This window comes from Micromonospora sp. NPDC003944 (assembly GCF_053605225.1).
Genome location: NZ_JBSGIV010000026.1, coordinates 69,701 through 87,723, shown reverse-complemented (window position 1 = coordinate 87,723; position 18,023 = coordinate 69,701). Strand labels below are relative to the sequence as shown.

General features: G+C 70.9%; 15 protein-coding genes. All 15 read right to left on the bottom strand.

Annotated features, from left to right (window positions below; all coding sequences use genetic code 11):
* Positions 1–91: 91 nt before the first annotated feature.
* Entirely contained in the window at positions 92–601 is a 510-nt protein-coding gene (locus tag ACWER9_RS15455; RefSeq protein WP_452302450.1) for a hypothetical protein, read from the bottom strand.
* Between the two features lie 100 nt (positions 602–701).
* The gene (locus ACWER9_RS15450) at positions 702–1,688 is read right to left on the bottom strand and encodes a DUF932 domain-containing protein (RefSeq protein ID WP_452302449.1); all 987 of its coding nucleotides are present in this window, start codon (positions 1,686–1,688) and stop codon (positions 702–704) included.
* Positions 1,689–1,856: 168 nt separating this feature from the next.
* Complete coding sequence (locus ACWER9_RS15445; protein ID WP_452302448.1) at positions 1,857–2,429, bottom strand: hypothetical protein; 573 nt, start codon at positions 2,427–2,429, stop codon at positions 1,857–1,859.
* Positions 2,426–2,830, bottom strand: a complete 405-nt coding sequence (locus ACWER9_RS15440) for a hypothetical protein (protein WP_452302447.1) — start codon at positions 2,828–2,830, stop codon at positions 2,426–2,428. Before ACWER9_RS15440 ends, ACWER9_RS15445 begins: the two co-directional genes overlap by 4 nt.
* A 326-nt stretch (positions 2,831–3,156) precedes the next feature.
* Positions 3,157–4,314, bottom strand: coding sequence for a hypothetical protein (locus tag ACWER9_RS15435; RefSeq protein WP_452302446.1), 1,158 nt, complete (start codon positions 4,312–4,314; stop codon positions 3,157–3,159).
* A 429-nt stretch (positions 4,315–4,743) separates the two neighbouring features.
* The gene (locus ACWER9_RS15430) at positions 4,744–5,796 is read right to left on the bottom strand and encodes a M23 family metallopeptidase (RefSeq protein ID WP_452302445.1); all 1,053 of its coding nucleotides are present in this window, start codon (positions 5,794–5,796) and stop codon (positions 4,744–4,746) included.
* Positions 5,784–6,602 (bottom strand): replication-relaxation family protein, encoded by an 819-nt coding sequence (locus ACWER9_RS15425; RefSeq protein WP_452302444.1) that lies wholly within the window; start codon positions 6,600–6,602, stop codon positions 5,784–5,786. Before ACWER9_RS15425 ends, ACWER9_RS15430 begins: the two co-directional genes overlap by 13 nt.
* Before the next feature lie 62 nt (positions 6,603–6,664).
* A complete protein-coding gene (locus tag ACWER9_RS15420; RefSeq protein WP_452302443.1) occupies positions 6,665–8,263 on the bottom strand; it encodes a type IV secretory system conjugative DNA transfer family protein in 1,599 nt (532 codons plus the stop codon).
* Positions 8,260–9,540 (bottom strand): hypothetical protein, encoded by a 1,281-nt coding sequence (locus ACWER9_RS15415; protein ID WP_452302442.1) that lies wholly within the window; start codon positions 9,538–9,540, stop codon positions 8,260–8,262. The genes ACWER9_RS15420 and ACWER9_RS15415 overlap by 4 nt, the downstream gene beginning before the upstream one ends.
* A 107-nt stretch (positions 9,541–9,647) precedes the next feature.
* On the bottom strand, positions 9,648–11,426 hold the full coding sequence (locus tag ACWER9_RS15410) for a VirB4 family type IV secretion system protein (protein ID WP_452302441.1): 1,779 nt from the start codon (positions 11,424–11,426) through the stop codon (positions 9,648–9,650).
* Positions 11,423–12,349, bottom strand: a complete 927-nt coding sequence (locus ACWER9_RS15405; RefSeq protein WP_452302440.1) for a PrgI family protein — start codon at positions 12,347–12,349, stop codon at positions 11,423–11,425. The genes ACWER9_RS15410 and ACWER9_RS15405 overlap by 4 nt, the downstream gene beginning before the upstream one ends.
* Positions 12,346–14,397 (bottom strand): hypothetical protein, encoded by a 2,052-nt coding sequence (locus tag ACWER9_RS15400; protein ID WP_452302439.1) that lies wholly within the window; start codon positions 14,395–14,397, stop codon positions 12,346–12,348. Before ACWER9_RS15400 ends, ACWER9_RS15405 begins: the two co-directional genes overlap by 4 nt.
* A complete protein-coding gene (locus ACWER9_RS15395) occupies positions 14,397–14,840 on the bottom strand; it encodes a pilin (RefSeq protein ID WP_452302438.1) in 444 nt (147 codons plus the stop codon). The genes ACWER9_RS15400 and ACWER9_RS15395 overlap by 1 nt, the downstream gene beginning before the upstream one ends.
* Before the next feature lie 283 nt (positions 14,841–15,123).
* Entirely contained in the window at positions 15,124–15,945 is an 822-nt protein-coding gene (locus ACWER9_RS15390) for a hypothetical protein (RefSeq protein ID WP_452302437.1), read from the bottom strand.
* A 746-nt stretch (positions 15,946–16,691) separates the two neighbouring features.
* Entirely contained in the window at positions 16,692–17,843 is a 1,152-nt protein-coding gene (locus ACWER9_RS15385; RefSeq protein ID WP_452302436.1) for a hypothetical protein, read from the bottom strand.
* Positions 17,844–18,023: the final 180 nt, after the last annotated feature.

Genomic DNA, 18,023 nt, shown 5'->3' with positions numbered 1-18,023 from the left:
GTCGCCGGCGCGGTGGCGGTGCTTGTGGCGCTGGCCGCGAACGGTCCCACCACCGCGGTGCGACCGTGGCCGCGCGGCACGTCACGGGCGGTCAGGAATGGGCGGGCGGTGGCCCGTCGGCACCGTCCGGCGTGGCCGGTGCACCGGCGGTCCCGTCCGTGTCGAACGGCGGTGCGGCCTTGACGTGGGGTAGGCCGGGGTCGAGTTTCTGGCCGCTGCGGTCGAGGCTGAGCGCCCCGTACGCGGTCAGGTGCGCGCCGACGGCGAGGGCCTGCGCGCCGGTGAGCAGCACGACGAGGCGGCGGCCTTCCGTGCTGTAGGTGTGCAGCTCGACGTGACCGTTGGTCAGCGGCCGGACCGGCAGGAACCGCTCGACCGTCGCCCCGCCGGATGCGGTCGCCCAGATCGCTGAGCAGAGGGCGTTCCACTGCTCGTTGACGAGGGCTTCCCACTGCTCGGCGCGGGCGATCAGGTGGGCGTGTTCGGCCTCGCTGGTCGAGTGTTCGGCCATCGCGCGGGCGACCTCGGCCGCCGCGCGGTGGGCGCTCACCCGGTTGGCCAGTCCGATCATGGAGGTGGCGGTGGGCTCCGGCGCGAGCATGGGCTCGACGGTGGGCGTGGGGACGGGCGCGGTACCGGTGGCGGGGTGCTCGCCGGTACCGGGGCCGGGCGTGGTGGCCCGGCCCCCGTGCCGGGCCACCTCAGACCGCCAGCAGCTCGAACGCGCGGGCCTTGAGGTCCGCACCGGCACCGGTCAGCGCCCGCGTGGCGCGGGCGAGGTCGGTCTTGGCGGGGGCGAAGTGGTCTACGTACTCGGTGATGGCCTGGAAGCCGGCCCACCGGGTGCCCTTGATCGCCTTCTGCGTGTCCGCGTCCCGGATCAGATACCGCAGCGTGGCCGTGCGCTGCTTGGAGTTGTTCTTCGCCACGTCGGAGGCGTCGTTGGCGAGGGGCCACACCTGCGCGACGATCTTCTCGAACTCACCCATGGTCAACGACTCGTTGATCATCTTCTCGGCTTCGGTCTCGAAGTCGCCGAACGCCTTCCACATCAGGCCGAGGGCCTGCCTCGCCTCGGCGATCTTGCTGGTGACGTTCGAGGTGTGCCGGAACGTGTACGAGCTGACCGACCGGGCGAAGGCCAGGTTCTGCGTGTTCTTGCACACGATCCGCACCGGTGTCGCATCGAGGCGCAGGGCGGCGGTGCCGTCGTGGGAGGTGGTGGCCGCGAGGTACAGGTCCATGTCGTCCACCCCGGCGATCTGCATCGCGGTGGGCAGCTTCATGGTGACGAAGACCGAGCGTCCTTTGCGCATCGAGCCGGCGGTCTCGAAGTGCGCGCCGGAGGCGTCGACCAGGAGGTTGAGGGTCTCGGCGACCTGCTCGTTCTGCACAACCGAGTAGTCCTCGCCGACCACCCCGAGGTACTCGGTCTCACCGGTGGCCGGGTTGTTGCGCACCGTCATGTACTTGTCGGGGCAGTCGACCTTCGTCACCCCGCGCTCGGTGACCTCGATGCCCTGGATGGCGATCTTGCGAACCTCCCAGCCGCCGAGCCACGCCTTGCTCATGACCTCCTCGGCGGTCATGCACTCGTCGGCCACAGTGCCGAGCTGATGCCAGGCAGTCAGCCGCGCGGAGGCGAAGGCCGTCTGACCGTTCGCGAGAGTTTCGAGTTCGTGTGCCACGGTGGCACCCCTTCCAGCTTGTGTTTTGGCGGGCGGCGGGCCGGGGGTTGCAACCCCCGGTTCTGCCGTCAACAACAATGTGTCCTACCTCCACGGGACGATCAAGACGATCGGGTGGAGTCGATGAAGGCTTCTGCGGCGAATCTGACGCCCGCCGCGCGGTGTGGCCTACCGGGTGTCGGTGGCCGGGCGTAGCAGCCCGTCCGGGCCGTACAGGTACGTGTGGACGGTTTTGAACGGGGCCGGTAGGTACACGGTGAACCCGTGTTCGGGGATGAACCGGCTCCGGTAGGTGCGGGTGATGCCCAACAGGTACCGGTCGGGTTTGTCGCCGTGCGATCCGGCCGGGATGATGCCCGCCCCCGGCCGGTCGGGGCGGGCGCGGCGGTGCCGACCGAGCGCGATGTGCGGGCACAGCGACAGTGCGGCGGTCATGCACTCGGGGTGCCCCGGCGGGTCGGCGTAGCGCATCAGCTCGGCGGCCCGGGGTCCGCCGAGGAACGCCACCCAATAGCCCATCGGCTCACAGCACAGCGAGCACCTCCGTTCGACCGCGAGGCGCGTCGAGACGGTGGTGTTGATCGTGGTGAAGTCCACGTGCGACCCGTCGCCGGTCGGGTTGGGGTGGATGTTGACCGGTGGGATGGGTAGGCCGCGCCGGGCGTCGTGGGGACGCGCGCCCAGCGAGGGCGGGATGCCGGGCCGGTCGGCGGCGGGGCCAGCGTCCGATGGGCCGGTCACGAGGCACCGGCCGCACGGCCGGGCCGGGCATCGGTCACGGTGATATGCGGTAGCTGTGTCCGCAACACGGCGTGCGCCTCTTCCCATTGCGCCTTGGTCAGGGGCAGGGTGACCGGTTCGAGGTTCGCGGCGCTCATCGTGACGGCCATGATGTCGGCTGCTTCCGCCGAGTCGAACACAGCCACCATGTCGCCCCCGGCAACCATGTAGACGCGGGGGTCATTGGCGGGCCGGGGCACCGGGGCGGTACGGCGGTGTTCGGTCAGCCACCGGCCGACCACCTCGGCCGGGTCGCCGGTCATGTCGTCGGTGTCGTAGCCCTCGCCATCAAGCCATGCGAGGTGATCGGCAATGGTCCAATCGGGATGGATGAGCCACGATTGCCGTACGGCCTGCCACATGGTCAGGCGTGCCGGAGAGACGATCGGTTCGGCCGGTTGTGAGCCGTTCGGACCGGGTACCGGGCATAGCGGGGTGCCGTCGAGGTGGGACGCGACCGGACGCGAGGCGAATCCGTGGAGGGACCAGTCACGCGGCGGTACTGGCCGGGCCGGTTCCCCGCATTCGGGGCAGCGCAGCGACCCCGGCGCGTGCGTCGGGCCGTGGGTGGCGTGGTTGTGGTCGGGTGGCCGTGGGGGGTGGTCATGTCTGTTCCTTCCGTGGGTGTGTGGGTGGGCGTGCGGGTGCCGGGGCCGGGCGTGGTGCCCGGCCCCGGCGGGGCGGTCGGTCAGGCCGCTACCGGCGCGACGGTGGCCTCGTCGTTGGCTGGCATGTCACCGGCGGTGCTGCCCTTGGGCGGGGCCATGAACGCGCGGACCTCGGCGGTCGGGGCGGGGGCGTCGTCGGCGAGGGCGTAGGTTTCCGGGGCCTCACGGGTCAGGATCAGCACCCCGGACCCGGTCAGCTTGTCCATGCCGTTGCGGACCGCCCCGGGGCTGCGTCCGCCGACCTCACGGGCGACGGTGCCGGGGGTCACGTCGTGGCCGGGGCCGAGGTCGCGCATGAACGCCTCGACCCGGTTGCGCAACTCGTTCTTGCCCAACTTCGCCGACCCGTCGCTGTTGATCTCACCCGTGGTGCGGCCGGTGCCAGTGGTGCGGCGGGCCGACGGACGGCGGATCTTGCGGGTGTGCCCGCACGTCGGGCATGTGGTGTGCGTCGGTGCGTTGGCCGGGTCCACCGTGGCGAGGTCACCGTCGCCGATGACCCACAGCTCCTCGCCGTCCTCACCGACCGGCAGGCGACGCGCGGCACCGGCAACCTCCATCGCGGCGAGGATCGTGTCGCCCATCGCCACCGACAGGCCGCTCTCGCCGATCGCCGCGTCGGCCGTGACGCCGTCCGGGTGCCCACCCAACACACCCGCCATAATCAACACTTTGAGGTCGGGCTGACGCGGGCCGACTGGTGCCCCGGACACGGGCGCGCCCGACACTGGGGCCTCGGGCAGCGTCGCCTCGTCGGCCGTGTCGGCCGTGGTGTCCGTGCCGGCCTCGTCGCTGGCCGCGTCGGTGGCCGGGGCGTCCTCGGCCGTCGGCTCGTCGGCGGTGGCCGGGCCGTCGTTGTCGGCGGTGGGCTCGTCGGCCGCGTCCGGCGTCGCGTCGGCGGCCGGAGCGTCCTCGGCCGTCGGGTCGGTGGTGGCGGTCGGGTCGGTGGTGGTCTGCCAGGTGTCGGCGCTCTTGCGGTTGCCCTTGGCCGGGTCGGGGGTGCGGGTGGCGGTCCCGGCGGCCTCCATGGCGGTGAACGCCTCGGTGACGACCGGTAGCGGCAGGTTGGCCTGTCCGGCCAACTTGCGGGCGGTGACGCCGGGGTAATCGCGCAGCGCCTCGGCGACGGCGGACCGGGCCTCGTCGGTGCCGGGGGTGAGAACGATGTTTGCGGTCATGGCAATACACCTCCACATAAGGGGTCGACAAATAGCGATTCCGCGTACGCACGATGCGCATTGTTTGCGGTTCCGCCGGGGCCGTTTCTGTTGCCCACGTCCATGGACCCTCTGCACCGGATAATTGTCAACCCCGTTGCGCAAGACTCTTTACGGGGACCACGCCGCGCCGCTTCCGTTCTCGATTCAGGAACCACTACCGCCGCCCGAAACACCATTTGACGGCCCCATGTCCGACGCTGCGGCGCGTTCGGCGCGGCTCCCTAGTGCCGCATAGGGTGAGCGGCGTGGGGGCCGCTCAAACCGTCCTACGGGGACGTGGTTTCCGGGTTGAAACGACTACGCCGCGCGCCCGGCGGACCGGACGCGCGGCGCTCACCGCGACCGGCGCGAGCCTTCTCGGATTGTGCGGAAAATCACTTCACGAATTTACAGGGGCACGCCTTTTCGGCGCATGAACGGAACCGGGTCAACGGCATTGTTCTCGGTGGCGGGATAGCCTTCGTGGATCTCGTAGTGTAAATGTGGGGCCGACGAGTTTCCGGAACTCCCGACGTGGCCGATTGGCTGCCCGGCGATCACCGTCTGCCCTACTCGGATAATCGGCTGTCGCACCATGTGGCAGTACCGCGACACGGCGTCTTCCGCGTGGCGGATCTCCGCATACCAGCCACACCCGCCGAGCTCGGGGTAGCCGTCACGGTCACACGGCATCGGGCCGCCGGTAGGTTCCCACGACTCACCCCCGACGTTGCACCGCACGCGCACCACGACGCCGCCGGACGCGGCCCGAATGACGGTGCCTTTCGCGGCCATGATGTCGACCCCGTCATGGCCAGGCCGGTCGCCGGTACGGAACCCGGAACCGGCCGTGCCCGCCACGGGGCGGGTCCACCCGGGGACACTGATCGGCGCGCCGTCGCACACGGGCAGCGTTCCGCCGGTGTATGCCGTCACGATCTCGGTTGCTCGTGTCTCGTGTTTGGCGTAGGCGTCCGGGTACGCCGACCGTTGCACCTTCTGTGCGGCCTCGGTGAGCGGTAGCCGCTCCCAGCCGCGGACGGTGCGGAGACGCTCGTAGAACGTCCCGGCGGCGTATTCGGGGTTCATGATCTGTTCCGGGGAACCCCATCCTTGCGACGGTCGCTGTTGGAACAGCCCCAACGAGTCATGATCGTTGTTCGGGCCGAGGTCACCGTGGTTGATCAACGAGGATTTTTGGAGCGCGGTGGCTACCGCGACCACCCACCCGCGTACCGGTACCCGCACCCGCTCACCCACGGTCACGATCACCCCGGCGTTACGGGCCTGCTCAGCCGACAACCCCGCCGGGGTCGCACCCGGCACGGTGACCGCCCCGACGCAACTACCCCCACCACCGCCACCGCCGAACACCGAGGAGACGACTCCGGCGGTAGCGGCCGTGAGCAACAGCAGCAACCCGGCGACCCCGGCCGCGACCCAGACCGCTACTCGTCCCACGGCGCGCCACCGTCCCCGCCCGGTGCGGGCAGCTCGGCCAGGCTCACCCGGTCGGGGTGTCCGACGATGCGCCAGACCGGCCCCGCCGGACCGCCGGACGCGGCGGCGTGGTCGGCGGCGGCGGTGGCCACGGTCACCCCGTCCGGCACCCCGACCCGCCGGAGGTGGGTGTGCAGGTTGGCCTCACGGGCGGCGGTGGGTAGCCAGAACAGCACCGGGTACGCGCGGCGGGGCGGTAGTGCGCCGTAGCCGGTCAGCTTGCCCACCACCCGGCCCAACGTTTCGGTGCCGAGGTCAGCCTCGACCCAGAACGGCACCGCACGCCCGTTGTCGACCCACACGCCGTGCCCGTCCGGGCGGACCAGGTTGCCGCACGCCTCACGGCAGCGTGCCTCGTTCCACCACCGCACCAACCGCGCGCCGGGGTGCGCGCGGGCATGAGCCGTGAGCGCGACGAAGAACCCGTTCACGGTCACCAGGTGCGCCAGCGTCGGGGACATGGCGAGTCGGGCGGTGGCGTCGCGCACAACGGCCGGACGGGGCAGCGCGTCGCCTCGTCCGGCCGCGATGAGGGCCGCGCCGACCGGGCCGAGGGTCCACCTCCACGCTTGCGAGCCGGGCCGTTGGTAGTGGCGGAACCGGTCGAGGATGTCTCGATCATGCAGGGTGTTGAGGCGGTTGCGGGCACGGCCGACCGAGCCGAAGGCCAGGTCGACGAGTTGGTCGGTGGTGAAGGTTCGGTGCTGGTCGAGCAGGTCCAGGAGGTGCCGGTCTCGGGGGGTTAGTCGGCCGAGTTCGGCGGCCACGACGGACGCCGTTAGGCGAGGACTGCCGGTGGCAGATGTGCGGGTAGGAGGGATATCTCTTATCAGTCGGTTCCGGTCCACGGGTCCTCCTCACCGCCGTCCACGTGCGCGTACGACGTGTTCAAGGGGGCGTGTTCACCCGGCTGTTCGTGGTCGTTGCGTTCCTCGTTGGATCGCTCGTTAGACCTCTCGTTAGACCACTCGCCCTGAACAGCGAAGGTGTTGCGACCCACCAGGTCCGTAACCGCAGCGTCAGCCGGCTCGGAAGACTCAGTGGTGCCCGAGGCGGTGGCGGCTTCGCTGAGCAGTCGCCGCCGGTGCTGCACCGGCAGGCCGGTGTGGTCTCGGGCCGCATGACGCAGCTCGCCGGCACGGCCCTGGATGGCCGGTGGTGGCGGCTCGGTGTCGGCAGTGACCGGTGGGACGACTCGGCCACCGGCTACCGCACGAAGGACAACTTCGTAGCCGCCAAGTCGAATCAGGTCCCCGTCATCGAGGTACGGCCGCAGGTGCCGGGCCTGGTCGATGGCATCGCGAGGGGCGAGGGCGAAGTACACCTTGTTGCGGGCGTTGGCGTCGATCGCCTCTGCCATGTCCCCGGAGAGTTGGCCGAGGTACTGATGGGCGAGGACGAACGAGGTGTGCAAGCCGCGGGCCTCGGCGAGCGCGTCATCGATCCCAATGGGCAGGTGCAGGAAGTTGTGGCACTCGTCCAGCACGATCATCGCGTCCGGGCGATCGTCCTCAGGGATGCGGGCGCGGGCGGTGGTGGCCTGCCACAGCCCCGCGAGGAGCAGGGAGCCGACCAGGCGGGTGCCGTCCTCGCCGATGACGCCCTTGGGTAGCCGGGCGAGCATGATGCCGCCGTCGAGAATCTCGGCGAAGGAGAACGTGGTGGCCGGCACCCCGAACAGGCTGTTCGCCATCGGATGCGCCAGCACGAGGCGTAGCCGGGACAGCAGCGGGGCGATCAGGCCGGACCGCTGAGCGGCGGGCAGCTCGTTGAACCCTTCCCAGAACTCGCCGAGGGTGTTGCCCTCCCAGGCATTCAGCTTGCCGGTAGCGGTAGTGATCCGCTCCGCTCGCCATTTGGAGTCGGATAGCAGCCGCGGTAGTTGGGCGAGGGTGGCGCCTTCGACGTGGGCGAGGGTGAGCAGGCCGTGGTAGCAGATGTCGGCGGTGCGGTGCCCCCACCAGCGCGACCACACCTTCGCCATCACCGCCGTGAGGTTCGCGGCCACGTCGTGCGGACTGCCGCCGTACACGGCCGGGTCGAGCAGGTTGATCGCCGGTGGCGCGGCCCGCTCGTCCGGGTCAATCAGGACCAGGCGGTCACCGCAGGACTTGGGCAGCCGAGCGAGGAGGTCTCGGATGAGGTCGCCCTTGGCCGGGTCGAACGCGGCCACGCCGCGCCCGGCCTCCACGTCGTCCAGGATCATCCGCATCAGCAGGGTCGTCTTGCCCGTGCCGGTCGGTCCGAGCGCGTGGACGTGGTACCGACAATCGGTCAGGGAGATCCCGACCCGCATCGCGGGGCCAGCGTTGGCAACACCGATGACCTTGCCGCCCAGGCCGTGCCGCTGGTCGAGTGGCACCAGGTTGAGCCTGTGCCGACTGGTAGCGCTCCTGGCCGGTACGGGTTTGATGCGGGTGCGGGTCATGCCGGGCTCCAGATGGTCGGCGGGTCGTCGTGTTCGTCGTGCCCCTGCGTCGGGGCGGATGGGTCGGCGAGCGGCCGGTGGCGCGGGGCCGGGTCGGCGCGGAAGATCTCGCGGGTGGCGGGCCGCCGCCGTGACGCCGCGCCGGGCAGGCCGTAGGCGGCCGGTTCGGTGGGCAGCCCGGCGAGCACGGCGGCTTCCGCGACGGAGACAAGGCTCATCCGTGCCTCGGGCACCCACCGGTCGGCTGCCGCGACCGCGCCGGAACGGAGCCGGCGGCGGGTGAAGTGGGCCGACAGCAGCCCGAACCCGGAGCTGACATCAGCCACAGCGGCGACGGCGGCGGCCTTCGTGGGGCCGGCGGCGACGGTGTGCACGGCGACGAGCAGGTGCGGGGCGTCGGTGTACTTCGCCCGCGCCTGCCGGGCCAGCTCGGCGGTGTACGGGTCAGTCGCACGGGTGTGCCGCCTCGGGCTCGACGGCCCGGGGGTGACGAGGTTCAAGACGCCGAGGATCAAGGCTCGTAGCCCGTCGGCGAGCAGCCCGGCGGCGCGGGCAGCCCCTCGGGGTCGGCAGGCGCGGTGGGGGTTAGTCATCGCGCGGCGCAGCAGCCGTAGGCGATGGGCGGGTGCCCGGCAGAGGTGGACTTGCAGGATCGCGCCGCCGGTGCGCCCGGCTGAGGCGAGTCCGCCGTAGACACCCCGGAGCCGGTCCTCTTCGGGGGCGCTCGCGTCCATGCCTCGGCGGTGGGTAGGCGTGGTGTCTTCGACCAGAGGCAGCCATTCCGGCTGCATCGGCCAGACCGCGAGGGCGGCGACGGCCCCGGTGGTGGCCACGGTCGGCGGGCGGGTCTGTTCGGCGCGGACGCCGGGCCAGCCGCGTTGCAGCAGCCGCACCACGGCGGTCGGGTTGACCCCTGGTGGCAGCCACAGCCCGCAGCGCATCCCATCCGGGTCGGCGGCGACCTCCCAGACCAGCCGGGCCGGGCGCAGCGCCCACCGGCGCGGCGCGGGCAACGCGGTAGCGAGCAGTCGCCACAGGCCGATCGTCGCGGCCGGCGTGGCGGTCACCGGCGGGATGATCTCCAGCCACCGCGCTCCGGCGGCGTGCCGCCGCCAGACCCGCCGCCGCCACCGCATCCATCCGACCCGCACGGCGACGAGCGCCGCCAGGGCGGCGAGGAGCAACGGCCACCGGTCGCGAACGAGCGGCCACACCGCGTTGGTGGCGTCGTCGCCCCAGGAACCACAGAGCAGCTCGCCCACGACCGAGTCGGGCACGCCGCCCTGGCCGGGCACGCACCCGGCGGCGGTCGCGGGGGATGGCGGAGGGGATGGGGACAGAGCGAAGGAGACAACCATCGGGAACTCCGATCGGTGGGGTCGGGTCAGCGGCGGCCGGTGACCGGGCCGGTGACGATCAGGTCGTGCTCGGTCGCGGAGGCGTGGCTGTGAAAGGCCACCCGCGCCGACCCGGCCGCGAGGAGCGCGTCTCCGCGCTGGCAGGACAGCAGGAACGCCCGCTCGCCGTCAGTGAGCCCGAACGCCTCGGCCACGGCGTCGATCGCCTGTGGCGCCTGCCGCAGCAACACCTGCGTAGCCGCGTTGGAGACGACCGCGCGGCCGGTCTTGGTGGCGAGCACGTCAGCGGCGTCCTGGGTCACGACGGTCAAACCGACGCCGTACTTGCGGGCGGACTTGGCCAGGGTTTCCAGGAACACGCCGCCGCGCCCGCCGGACAGGAGTTTCCACGCCTCGTCCACCAGCACCATCCGCAGCGCATCGGGCCGCTGGCCGGAGGCGGTCGCGCCGCGTACGGTGCGCCAGATCGTGTCCAGGGTGAGCAGCGTCCCGACCGGATGAAGTTGCTCGGGCAGGTCCTTGATGGCGAAGACCACGAGGTGCCCCTGCGCGGCGGTGGTGGTGGGGCCGTCGAACAGGCCCTTCATGCTGCCGGCCACGTAGGGGTGCAGGCGGGCGGCGACTCTGCGGCCGGCGTCGTCGGTGTCTTCCAGGGCGGCCATCACATCAGCCAGCAGCGGCGCCGGTCGCCTCCAGGTGCGCGGGTCGGTGGTGATGCCCTTGTCCCGGTACGCCGCGAGGACCGCCACATCGAGGGACCGGGCTTCGTCGCCGGGCAACGGCGGGCTGACGGCGGTGTCACCGCTGCCCATCACGGTTACGAGCGTGTGCAGGAACCGCGCCCGGTCGTTGAGCGCATCGTCACCGGGCGGCAGGTCGAGAGGGTTGATCTTCACACCAGCCGCGCCGAGGCGGATGACCGTGCCGCCGACCGCGTCGGCCAGCCGCAGGTACTCGTCTTCGGGGTCGATGACGAACGCCTGCACCCCGAGGCACAGGTTGCGCAGCAGATCGAGTTTGGCCAGGTACGACTTCCCTTCCCCGGATCGGGCGAGGATGACGGCGTTGTAGTTGGACTGCGCCCACCGGTCCCACACCACCACCCCTGCCGAGTGCAGGTTCAACCCGAACAGCACCCCCATGCCGCTGTCCCCAGCGGTGTCCGGCAGGTCGGGGCTGGTGAACGGAAAACTCGCGGCGAGGGCGTCGGTGTCGAAGACCCGCTTCATCCCCAACGCGTCGAACGCCAGGGGTAGGCCGCTGATCCAGCCCTGCAACTGACGCCACGTCACAGGCGCGGTGTTGAGCAGCAGCGAGGAGGCCAGGGACCGCACCTCGGTTACCCGGTCGGCGAGGTCGTCGGGGCTGGTGCCGTGGACGGTCAGGTACAGGCCGAGGCGGAACAGTCGGGCCTCGCCTCGGGCGACACGAGTGGCCAGCTCGGCGGCGTCGGCCGCGGCGGCGTCGAGGTCGGGATCGTCGAGGCGGCCCTTGGCCGCGTCCTGGCGGCGGGAGGACTCGAACCGGCCGCGCTGCTTGCGCAGCCGCTCGGAGGCCACCGCCGGCGGGACCGGCTCGATGTGGAAGGCGGCGTCGACCAGGCCCGGGTAGGACAGGATCGGCTCGGCCCACCCCGGGCCGACCTCGGCCGGGTAGCCGACGACGGCCAGGGTGGCGCTGTAGCCGTCGCCGACCCGCACGTGTCGGCCGTCGACCTCGACGGCGTCCGGGGAACCGGGCAGGATCGTGGCCGACTCGGGCAGGGCGGGCCGCCGCTTCGGCAGCAGTGCGGACAGCAGGCTCACGGCTGTTCACCTCCGTCAGATGGGGCGTGGGGCGTGAGGGCCGGGGCGGTGGGGTCGAGGCTGGCCGCGAGCCGCACCGTGGCGTCCGGCCCATCGAGGACCCGGGCGGGAACCTCGCAGCCGGCGAGGGCGCGAACCGCCTCGGCCGCGTGGTGTGCGGCGTGGTGCGCGCCGCGTCGGCTGCGCACGGCGACGGTGATCTGCCGGTGCAGCAGCTCGCGCTGCCCGGCCAGGTCATCGAGGAACGCCACGTGCGCGTGGGCTGCCTCTTCCAGCGCGGGGTGCGGCAGCTCGGGGGCGGCGGCGAGGAACCGGTCGGCGAGGTGGGTCAGGTCGACCCGCTGTGCCCGCACCACGATCTGCGCCGGGCCGTCGAGGCGGTGCAGCCACCGCGCGAACCCGGCCACCAGGCCGTTTTGTTCCCCCGGTGTCCGCAGCCCGAAGGCCACCGTGGAGGCGGCGACCAGGCCCGTCGTGCCGTCCGACCCGAGATCGACCAGCCCGTCGCCAGTAATGCCCCTCGCGGGCAGCCGCAGCGGCGCGGGCAGCGGTAGCCGGTCCCCCGGCCCGGCGGTGGTCTGCACCCACGCCGGAGCCGGGGTGACCGGTCCATCGGCCGGCACGAGCCGGCGCGGACTGCGGCGGTGCCGCAGCGCCGCAAGGACCCAAGCGTCGAGACTCATGCCGTCACGGCGGCCGACCGCGAGCAGGAACGCCCCAGCGGCGACAGGTATCGCACCCGCGAGGAACACCAGCGGATGCACAAGCGTCGCCACCGCCGTCCACACCGCGTACAACAGGAGGCCCGTGACGGCCAGGATCACCAACTGCCGTCCCGACATGCCGAACGCGATCCTGTCCGGCCGCTCGATGTCCGCGGGAACCCGAGCCCGCATCGGAGCCTCATCGTTGCGGCGGTTCACTGCTCATCACCTCGCTTCCGCGACGGGCGCCGCGCCGGGGCGGACGATCGAGCCGGCGGCGGGGACGGGGACGACCCGGTACGGACGGCGCTCGGACCCGCCTGGGTCGCACCAGCCGCCGGGGACGGGGACGGCCTCGCCGCCGGAGACGGGGACGGGGACGGGTGCGGCGGCGGGGCCGCTGACCGCCGACCTTCCGTGGACGGCGGGACGGACGAGGCCGGTGGACGAGGCCGGGGTGCGCTGGCGGCCGATGCTCGCCGGGCGGCGGACGGGGTGCTCGGGGTGGCGCGCCGCGCCGCCGTAGGCCGTGTCCCGGGGGTCGAGGCTCGTCGTGACCCGCCGGCTCCCGGTGCGGCCGGAGCGGAGGAGAACAACGGCGTGACCGGGGCAGGTGGCCGGCGCGGCGTGCTCTGTGGCGCTGGTGCGGCGGAGAACGCCACCGCCGGTGCCGCGCCGCTGGGTGTCGCTGTCGGTGTCGTTGCCGTGGCGTCGCTGAAGGCGACTCGGGCGGGCGGTGCGGCTGGCGCCGGTGTACTCGGCTGAGGCGCGGACGGGTGAGAGAACTGCGCGGCCGGGACACCGCCGGACGGCGCTGGCGATGGAATGGACGGGGCCGCCGGGTGGCTGAAGGTGGGGGCGGCGTTCGTCCCGGACGGCGCGGGCAGCGGCGTGTGGGTGACCGGGGCGTGGCTGAAGGCCGCCGGTCCCGGCGGGGACGGCGGGACGGGAGTCGGCCCGAGACGGGGCGGACGAGGCGGACGGGGTGGACGGGGGCCGCCCGGCGATGGACGGGGACCGGGCGGACGAGGTGTGGTCCGTCCGGCGGTCCGGGCCGCGCTCGCGCCGCCCAGGATGCCGGCCGCCGCGCCGAGCGTCTTGATGGTCAGGTAGGCGTGCATGAGCTGGCCGAGCAGTCCCCTGCCGTTGCGCTGTCCGAGCGGGCCGAGGATGAACTGCCGCATCCAGCCCGGCAGTTTGATCAGCAGCCAGAGCATCGTCAGGCAGACCAGGACGCCGAGGAGCCCGTCTGCGGTCGAGGGCACGCCCAGCACGGTCGGCCCGGCGGGGGTCAGGAAGACCTTCACCGTGGCCATGACGATGATCGCCTGACCGATCTGCAAGCCAAGGCAGGCGGCGAAGGCACGCCACCAGGTGTGGGCGATGCCTTCGGTCAGCGGGCTGGCATGGCAGATCAATGCCGCTGGGGCCACGCCGACGAGGATGACCAGCGCGGCCAGCCGCAGGATGAAGGTGAACTCCACAAGCAGGCACATCACGACCACGGCGATGGCGAGGAGCACCATCAGGAAGCCCTTGCCCTGCAGGGCGTTGTCCGCGATCTGCCCGATGGCGGCGGCTGCGGCAGGGCCGTCAACCGTGTTCCCGGCGATGGCCACGGTGAGCGTGTTGGTAAGCACGATGGCTTGCTGACCGATGAGCAGGCTGCCGTTAGCCAGCACCGCGCCCAGCGCGATGCGGGGCAGCACCTGCTTGAGCCCGTGCTGGCTCTGCAGGGTCTCCCTGGTCGTGATGAGGAATCCGTTGGCGACGATGAACAGCACGAAGACGCCATTGGCCGTGAACAAGCTGGTCGTCCAGATCGCCTTGACGTGCTCGTTGTCGGTGAGGTCGGGGGTGGACAGCCACGATGCGCCCAGGGCTTCCATCACCGGTTGGAGAGCCTGCTCGGCGGCCCAGACGACCAGGTCGACCACGGCCTTGCGGATCTGGCCCCCGATGTCGTACCAGGCCGGATCATCGCTGACAGAAGGCTGGCCGGGAGTCGGGGCCGGGCCGGGCGTCGGTGCCGGCATGGCCGGCGCGGAGGGAGACGGGTCCACTCCCGGCGGGCGGACGCCAGGGTCAGGCACGCCGGGCGTTGGCGGCGTTCCGGGTGCGGTAGCGGGCGGGCCGGGTGCCGGGCTCGGCTCGGCGTGCGCCGGCCCGGCCCAGCTCAGGGCAAGGCCGGCGAGGATCACCACGCCGAGCAGCAGCAACGACACCGCTCGGACCGGGCGGCGGGATCGGATCGAGAGGGCAGTCATCAGGCCACCCACGCGCCGACGATGGTCACGAACAGCGGCGCGAGCAGCGCGAGGGCGTAGCCGATCGCGGCGGACCGCAGCGCGAGCTTGGCCTTCTCCACCTCGCCGGGATCGCCATTGGCGGCCATATAGCGCAGGGCACCGACGGTCAGGAAGAGCGTGGCAACGGCGACGAGGATGCCGATCAGCCAGGTACGGATGTTGTTGGCGACCTGTTGAATCGACTCGGCGGCCAGCACCACCGCAGCGGGCTCGGCCGCCCACGCCACGGACGGCACGGCAACGAGCGCTGCCGTCACCGCGGCGGCGTTGAGGAGCATCAGCGCGGCGCGGACAGTCCGAGACCGGTACCGACGGGGGCGGTGGACGGAAGGCCGTCCGCGCCTGCCCGCCCCGGGGCGGCGGTCCGCCGTCCCGGGGCGTGGGAACGGGTGGTGATTCATGGGGTTGGGCACCTCCGGTGCGCACGCCGACGCAGCCCGCAGCGGGGCGTGGGTGCGCGAGTGGGCGACGAAGGCGGGACCGGGCGGTGCGCTCGTGGGTGACCTGTGGTGCCGACCGGCGCGGCCGTCCTCCTCACCGGGAAGGCGATGGGCCGGGGACCGTGCGGGGTGTCAGCGCCGTCAGCGGGTCCGGTCGGAGCAGGTCACTTGCGCGGAAGAGTCCCGCACTAGGGGATTACAAATCCGAGCCTCGGATTGGAAACCCGCAGCTCAGACAGGCCGCTTACGGGCGCTTCTGGCTGGTGGGCGCGTCGAGGACCACCGTCGCGGTAGCCTCGTTGATCACGTCGGCGTACGGGTCGGACAGCTCGCCGGACTCGATCGCGGCCTTCAGCCGGGCGACGGCAGCCGTACGGCGCTTGTAGAGGTTCCAGCGGGGCTGGCCGGTGCGTTCGGCGTACTCGGTGAGGCTGACCTCTTCCAGATAGGTCGCGCCAATCAGCTCCGCCTCCTGGACGGTGATGACCTCGGCGGTGACCGCGCGGGCGAGAACGAGATCCGGGTGGCCGTACGGGGCCGGCGGCACCACCGCCCCCGGGGCGTAGTTCGGAGCCCCGCTCGAGGCTGGCTCCAGGTCGCGCAGCTCGGCGCGGGCCCTGGAGAACGCGGCGGACAGCAGGTTCCCGACCACGCCCGGCTTGGCTACATCGACCGTGCCGAGCGCCCGGAGGAAATGCTCGACGATGGCGGCCTGTACATCCCCGAAGAACAGTTTGGCCAGCAGGTACGCCTTGAACCGCAGGCCCGGCAACGCGACGCCGACCGCACCGGCACGCCATGCCAGGTCACCCGTCCGGGCTTGCTGCACCAGCAGTCGCCACGCCGCGTCCCGGGCGGCGTAGCCGCAGGACGGGTGCATCAGGATCGCCGACAGCTCGGGCAGGGCGATGGCCCGGCGGGGCAGGCCATGGCCGAGGCTGCGGCCGTCCACCGACAGCGGATTCGGCCCCTGCCCCATCAGTCGGAATCGGTACTCGATGTCGTTGAGCAATGTCTCGCCGCGCCGGGAGACAACTGGCTCGTTAGCGGGGGTACGACGGTCCATGGTGGTGCTCCCTCGTGATGACCGTTGCCGTCCGGCGGGAATGCCGATCGGCGCTGTGCCACCACGCCACCAGGGCCTTTGAACAGATCATAAACACTCATGATCTTGTTCAAGGCGTCTTGGCACGTGTTCAACCGAGCCGCCGCCGGTCCCCGTCGATGCGTCTCGACCTCAGTCAGCGGACACCCCGCAGCCGGGTATGCAACCCCTGTTCAGGCTGTTCAAGGCCCTCCAGAGAGGCCGTAGCCGCGTCGAGTCGGCACCCTGGAACTCACGCCGCCCACCACGCAGCCACGGTGTCAAGCAGGACGGCCAAGAGCAGCTCTCGCCGGGCGCACTCACCCCAATTGCGATCTTGTTCAAGGTCCCGAGGCGGTCGGCCGCCTCGTGTTGAAGCAGATGACGATCTTGTTCAAGCCAGCGAAGATCTTGTTCAACCGGTCACCAACGATCGACTGATCGAGAAATCCTTAACGGGATCGACCCAGTACGCGGCCTCTGGGTCGATCAAAGCCACGGATCCTGGTCCGATCATGGCCTTGTTCACCGTGCTGACCGGGGTGACCGCCGGGGTCCTGCGCGTTCGCCGGTACGTGCGTCAGCAGAACTTAGGCGAAGTACCGGCTCGGCTGCGCAGACATCTTCGACATCTCCGGCCTGCACACCATCAAGCCGATCAACATGCGCATTTGACCCTCTGCATATCCGCGGCTACCCGACCCATGCAAAGTGCGAACATCGGTCTTCTATTCAAAAGCACCGAGGATTGCCAGAACGATCGCCTCTGTCCCGCTCCAGTCCTGGCTTTGTCGAACGCTCGGGTCGAGCAAAGCTGCCCTGACCTTCTTCCGGAAGGCTCCTTGGATACGCTTCTTCTCTGCTGCTGAGATAGAACCCTGGTAGCTCTTCTGCCCCTCGACATAACCCGTCCACTGCACGGGAACTAGCTCGCCGTTCACGGTCAGCAGCTCCCGGCCCAGGTACATCTCCAAGGATCCAGCCTTGCCGTTCACGTCCATCAGGACGGGATCGGCAAGCTGAGGGCCGAGCGTCGGGTATCGCCGTAGGAGTGGCAGGCCCGGGTAGTGCATGACGCGGTAGCCGTTGGGCAGACCTTCGCGCTTCAGCTTGTCAAGCGCGTCATGCGCCGCCGTGTCGTTGTCCACCAGCACCAGCACCCGGTTCGCGATGCCTGCCCCCACAAAGGACCTGACCAGCTTCACGAGGCTACTCGCGCTGCCTTCAGCACCGCTGCCAAAGTCCATGAAGCGCAGGAACCCAACCAGGTGCGGATGCGTCACTCGGATGGACTCACTGAGTAACTGCGAGTCGCTGGACCCCTCAGTGAGGATCACGAGCGGTGCATCCGTCGCGATCTCACGCCGGCGATCCTCGCGGGCCTGTTCCGTGATCGGCGTGCCAGGAGTTTGTAGGTGGTAGCGCCGCAGGTCGTTGAGGTTGTAGCGCACGGTCCGGCCCAGGTCCGTGCTGACGTCGAGAGCCAGCCGCAAGATGGTCCGAGCACCCAGCCGCCACTCCACGTCTTCCGGTAGCTGGTAGGTGGCCCATTCGTCAGCGCTGTTCACGAAGTCGCCTATCTCCGAAAGGATCATGGCGGCGTCGCGCACCGGCACGCCGAGGTCGTCGGCGGTATGGTTCGGATGTTTGGCGTGCCACGTCCGCACCGCCTCATCCAACTCGGCCCGCGCTCTACCTGCAGTGAACCCGTGTAGCTGCAGTCGGTCCCGTACCTCCTGCACCGTCGAGACGTAACCGAAGTGGTCGTCGTCGTGCCGCAGCTCATCCTCGGTGAACAACGCCGCCAGGACCGGCAGGTAGCTCTCACGACAAGCCAGCAGCAGATGGCCGCCTATCTTTATGAAGCTGTGGGCAGACATTAGGCAATCTTCCCTCTGCCGAGTCGCGAGCGACAGCAGCCACGGAGCCGAGGCGGACCTGTCGCACCCCGTGCTACTCCTTGTCCATGACCATGGCCTCCCTCCGCTACCTTCCGTTCGGGCAGGTCAATATCCCCTTCGGGGACATTCACCCGGGATGGAAGTCGGCGTACTCGTCCG

Coding starts and splice junctions, on each gene's coding strand:
- ACWER9_RS15455 (WP_452302450.1), bottom strand. CDS start 601: ATGCTCGCGCCGGAGCCCACCGCCACCTCCATGATCGGACTGGCCAAC.
- ACWER9_RS15395 (WP_452302438.1), bottom strand. CDS start 14,840: ATGAATCACCACCCGTTCCCACGCCCCGGGACGGCGGACCGCCGCCCC.
- ACWER9_RS15385 (WP_452302436.1), bottom strand. CDS start 17,843: ATGTCTGCCCACAGCTTCATAAAGATAGGCGGCCATCTGCTGCTGGCT.
- ACWER9_RS15435 (WP_452302446.1), bottom strand. CDS start 4,314: ATGACCGCAAACATCGTTCTCACCCCCGGCACCGACGAGGCCCGGTCC.
- ACWER9_RS15420 (WP_452302443.1), bottom strand. CDS start 8,263: ATGACCCGCACCCGCATCAAACCCGTACCGGCCAGGAGCGCTACCAGT.
- ACWER9_RS15390 (WP_452302437.1), bottom strand. CDS start 15,945: ATGGACCGTCGTACCCCCGCTAACGAGCCAGTTGTCTCCCGGCGCGGC.
- ACWER9_RS15440 (WP_452302447.1), bottom strand. CDS start 2,830: ATGTGGCAGGCCGTACGGCAATCGTGGCTCATCCATCCCGATTGGACC.
- ACWER9_RS15400 (WP_452302439.1), bottom strand. CDS start 14,397: ATGACTGCCCTCTCGATCCGATCCCGCCGCCCGGTCCGAGCGGTGTCG.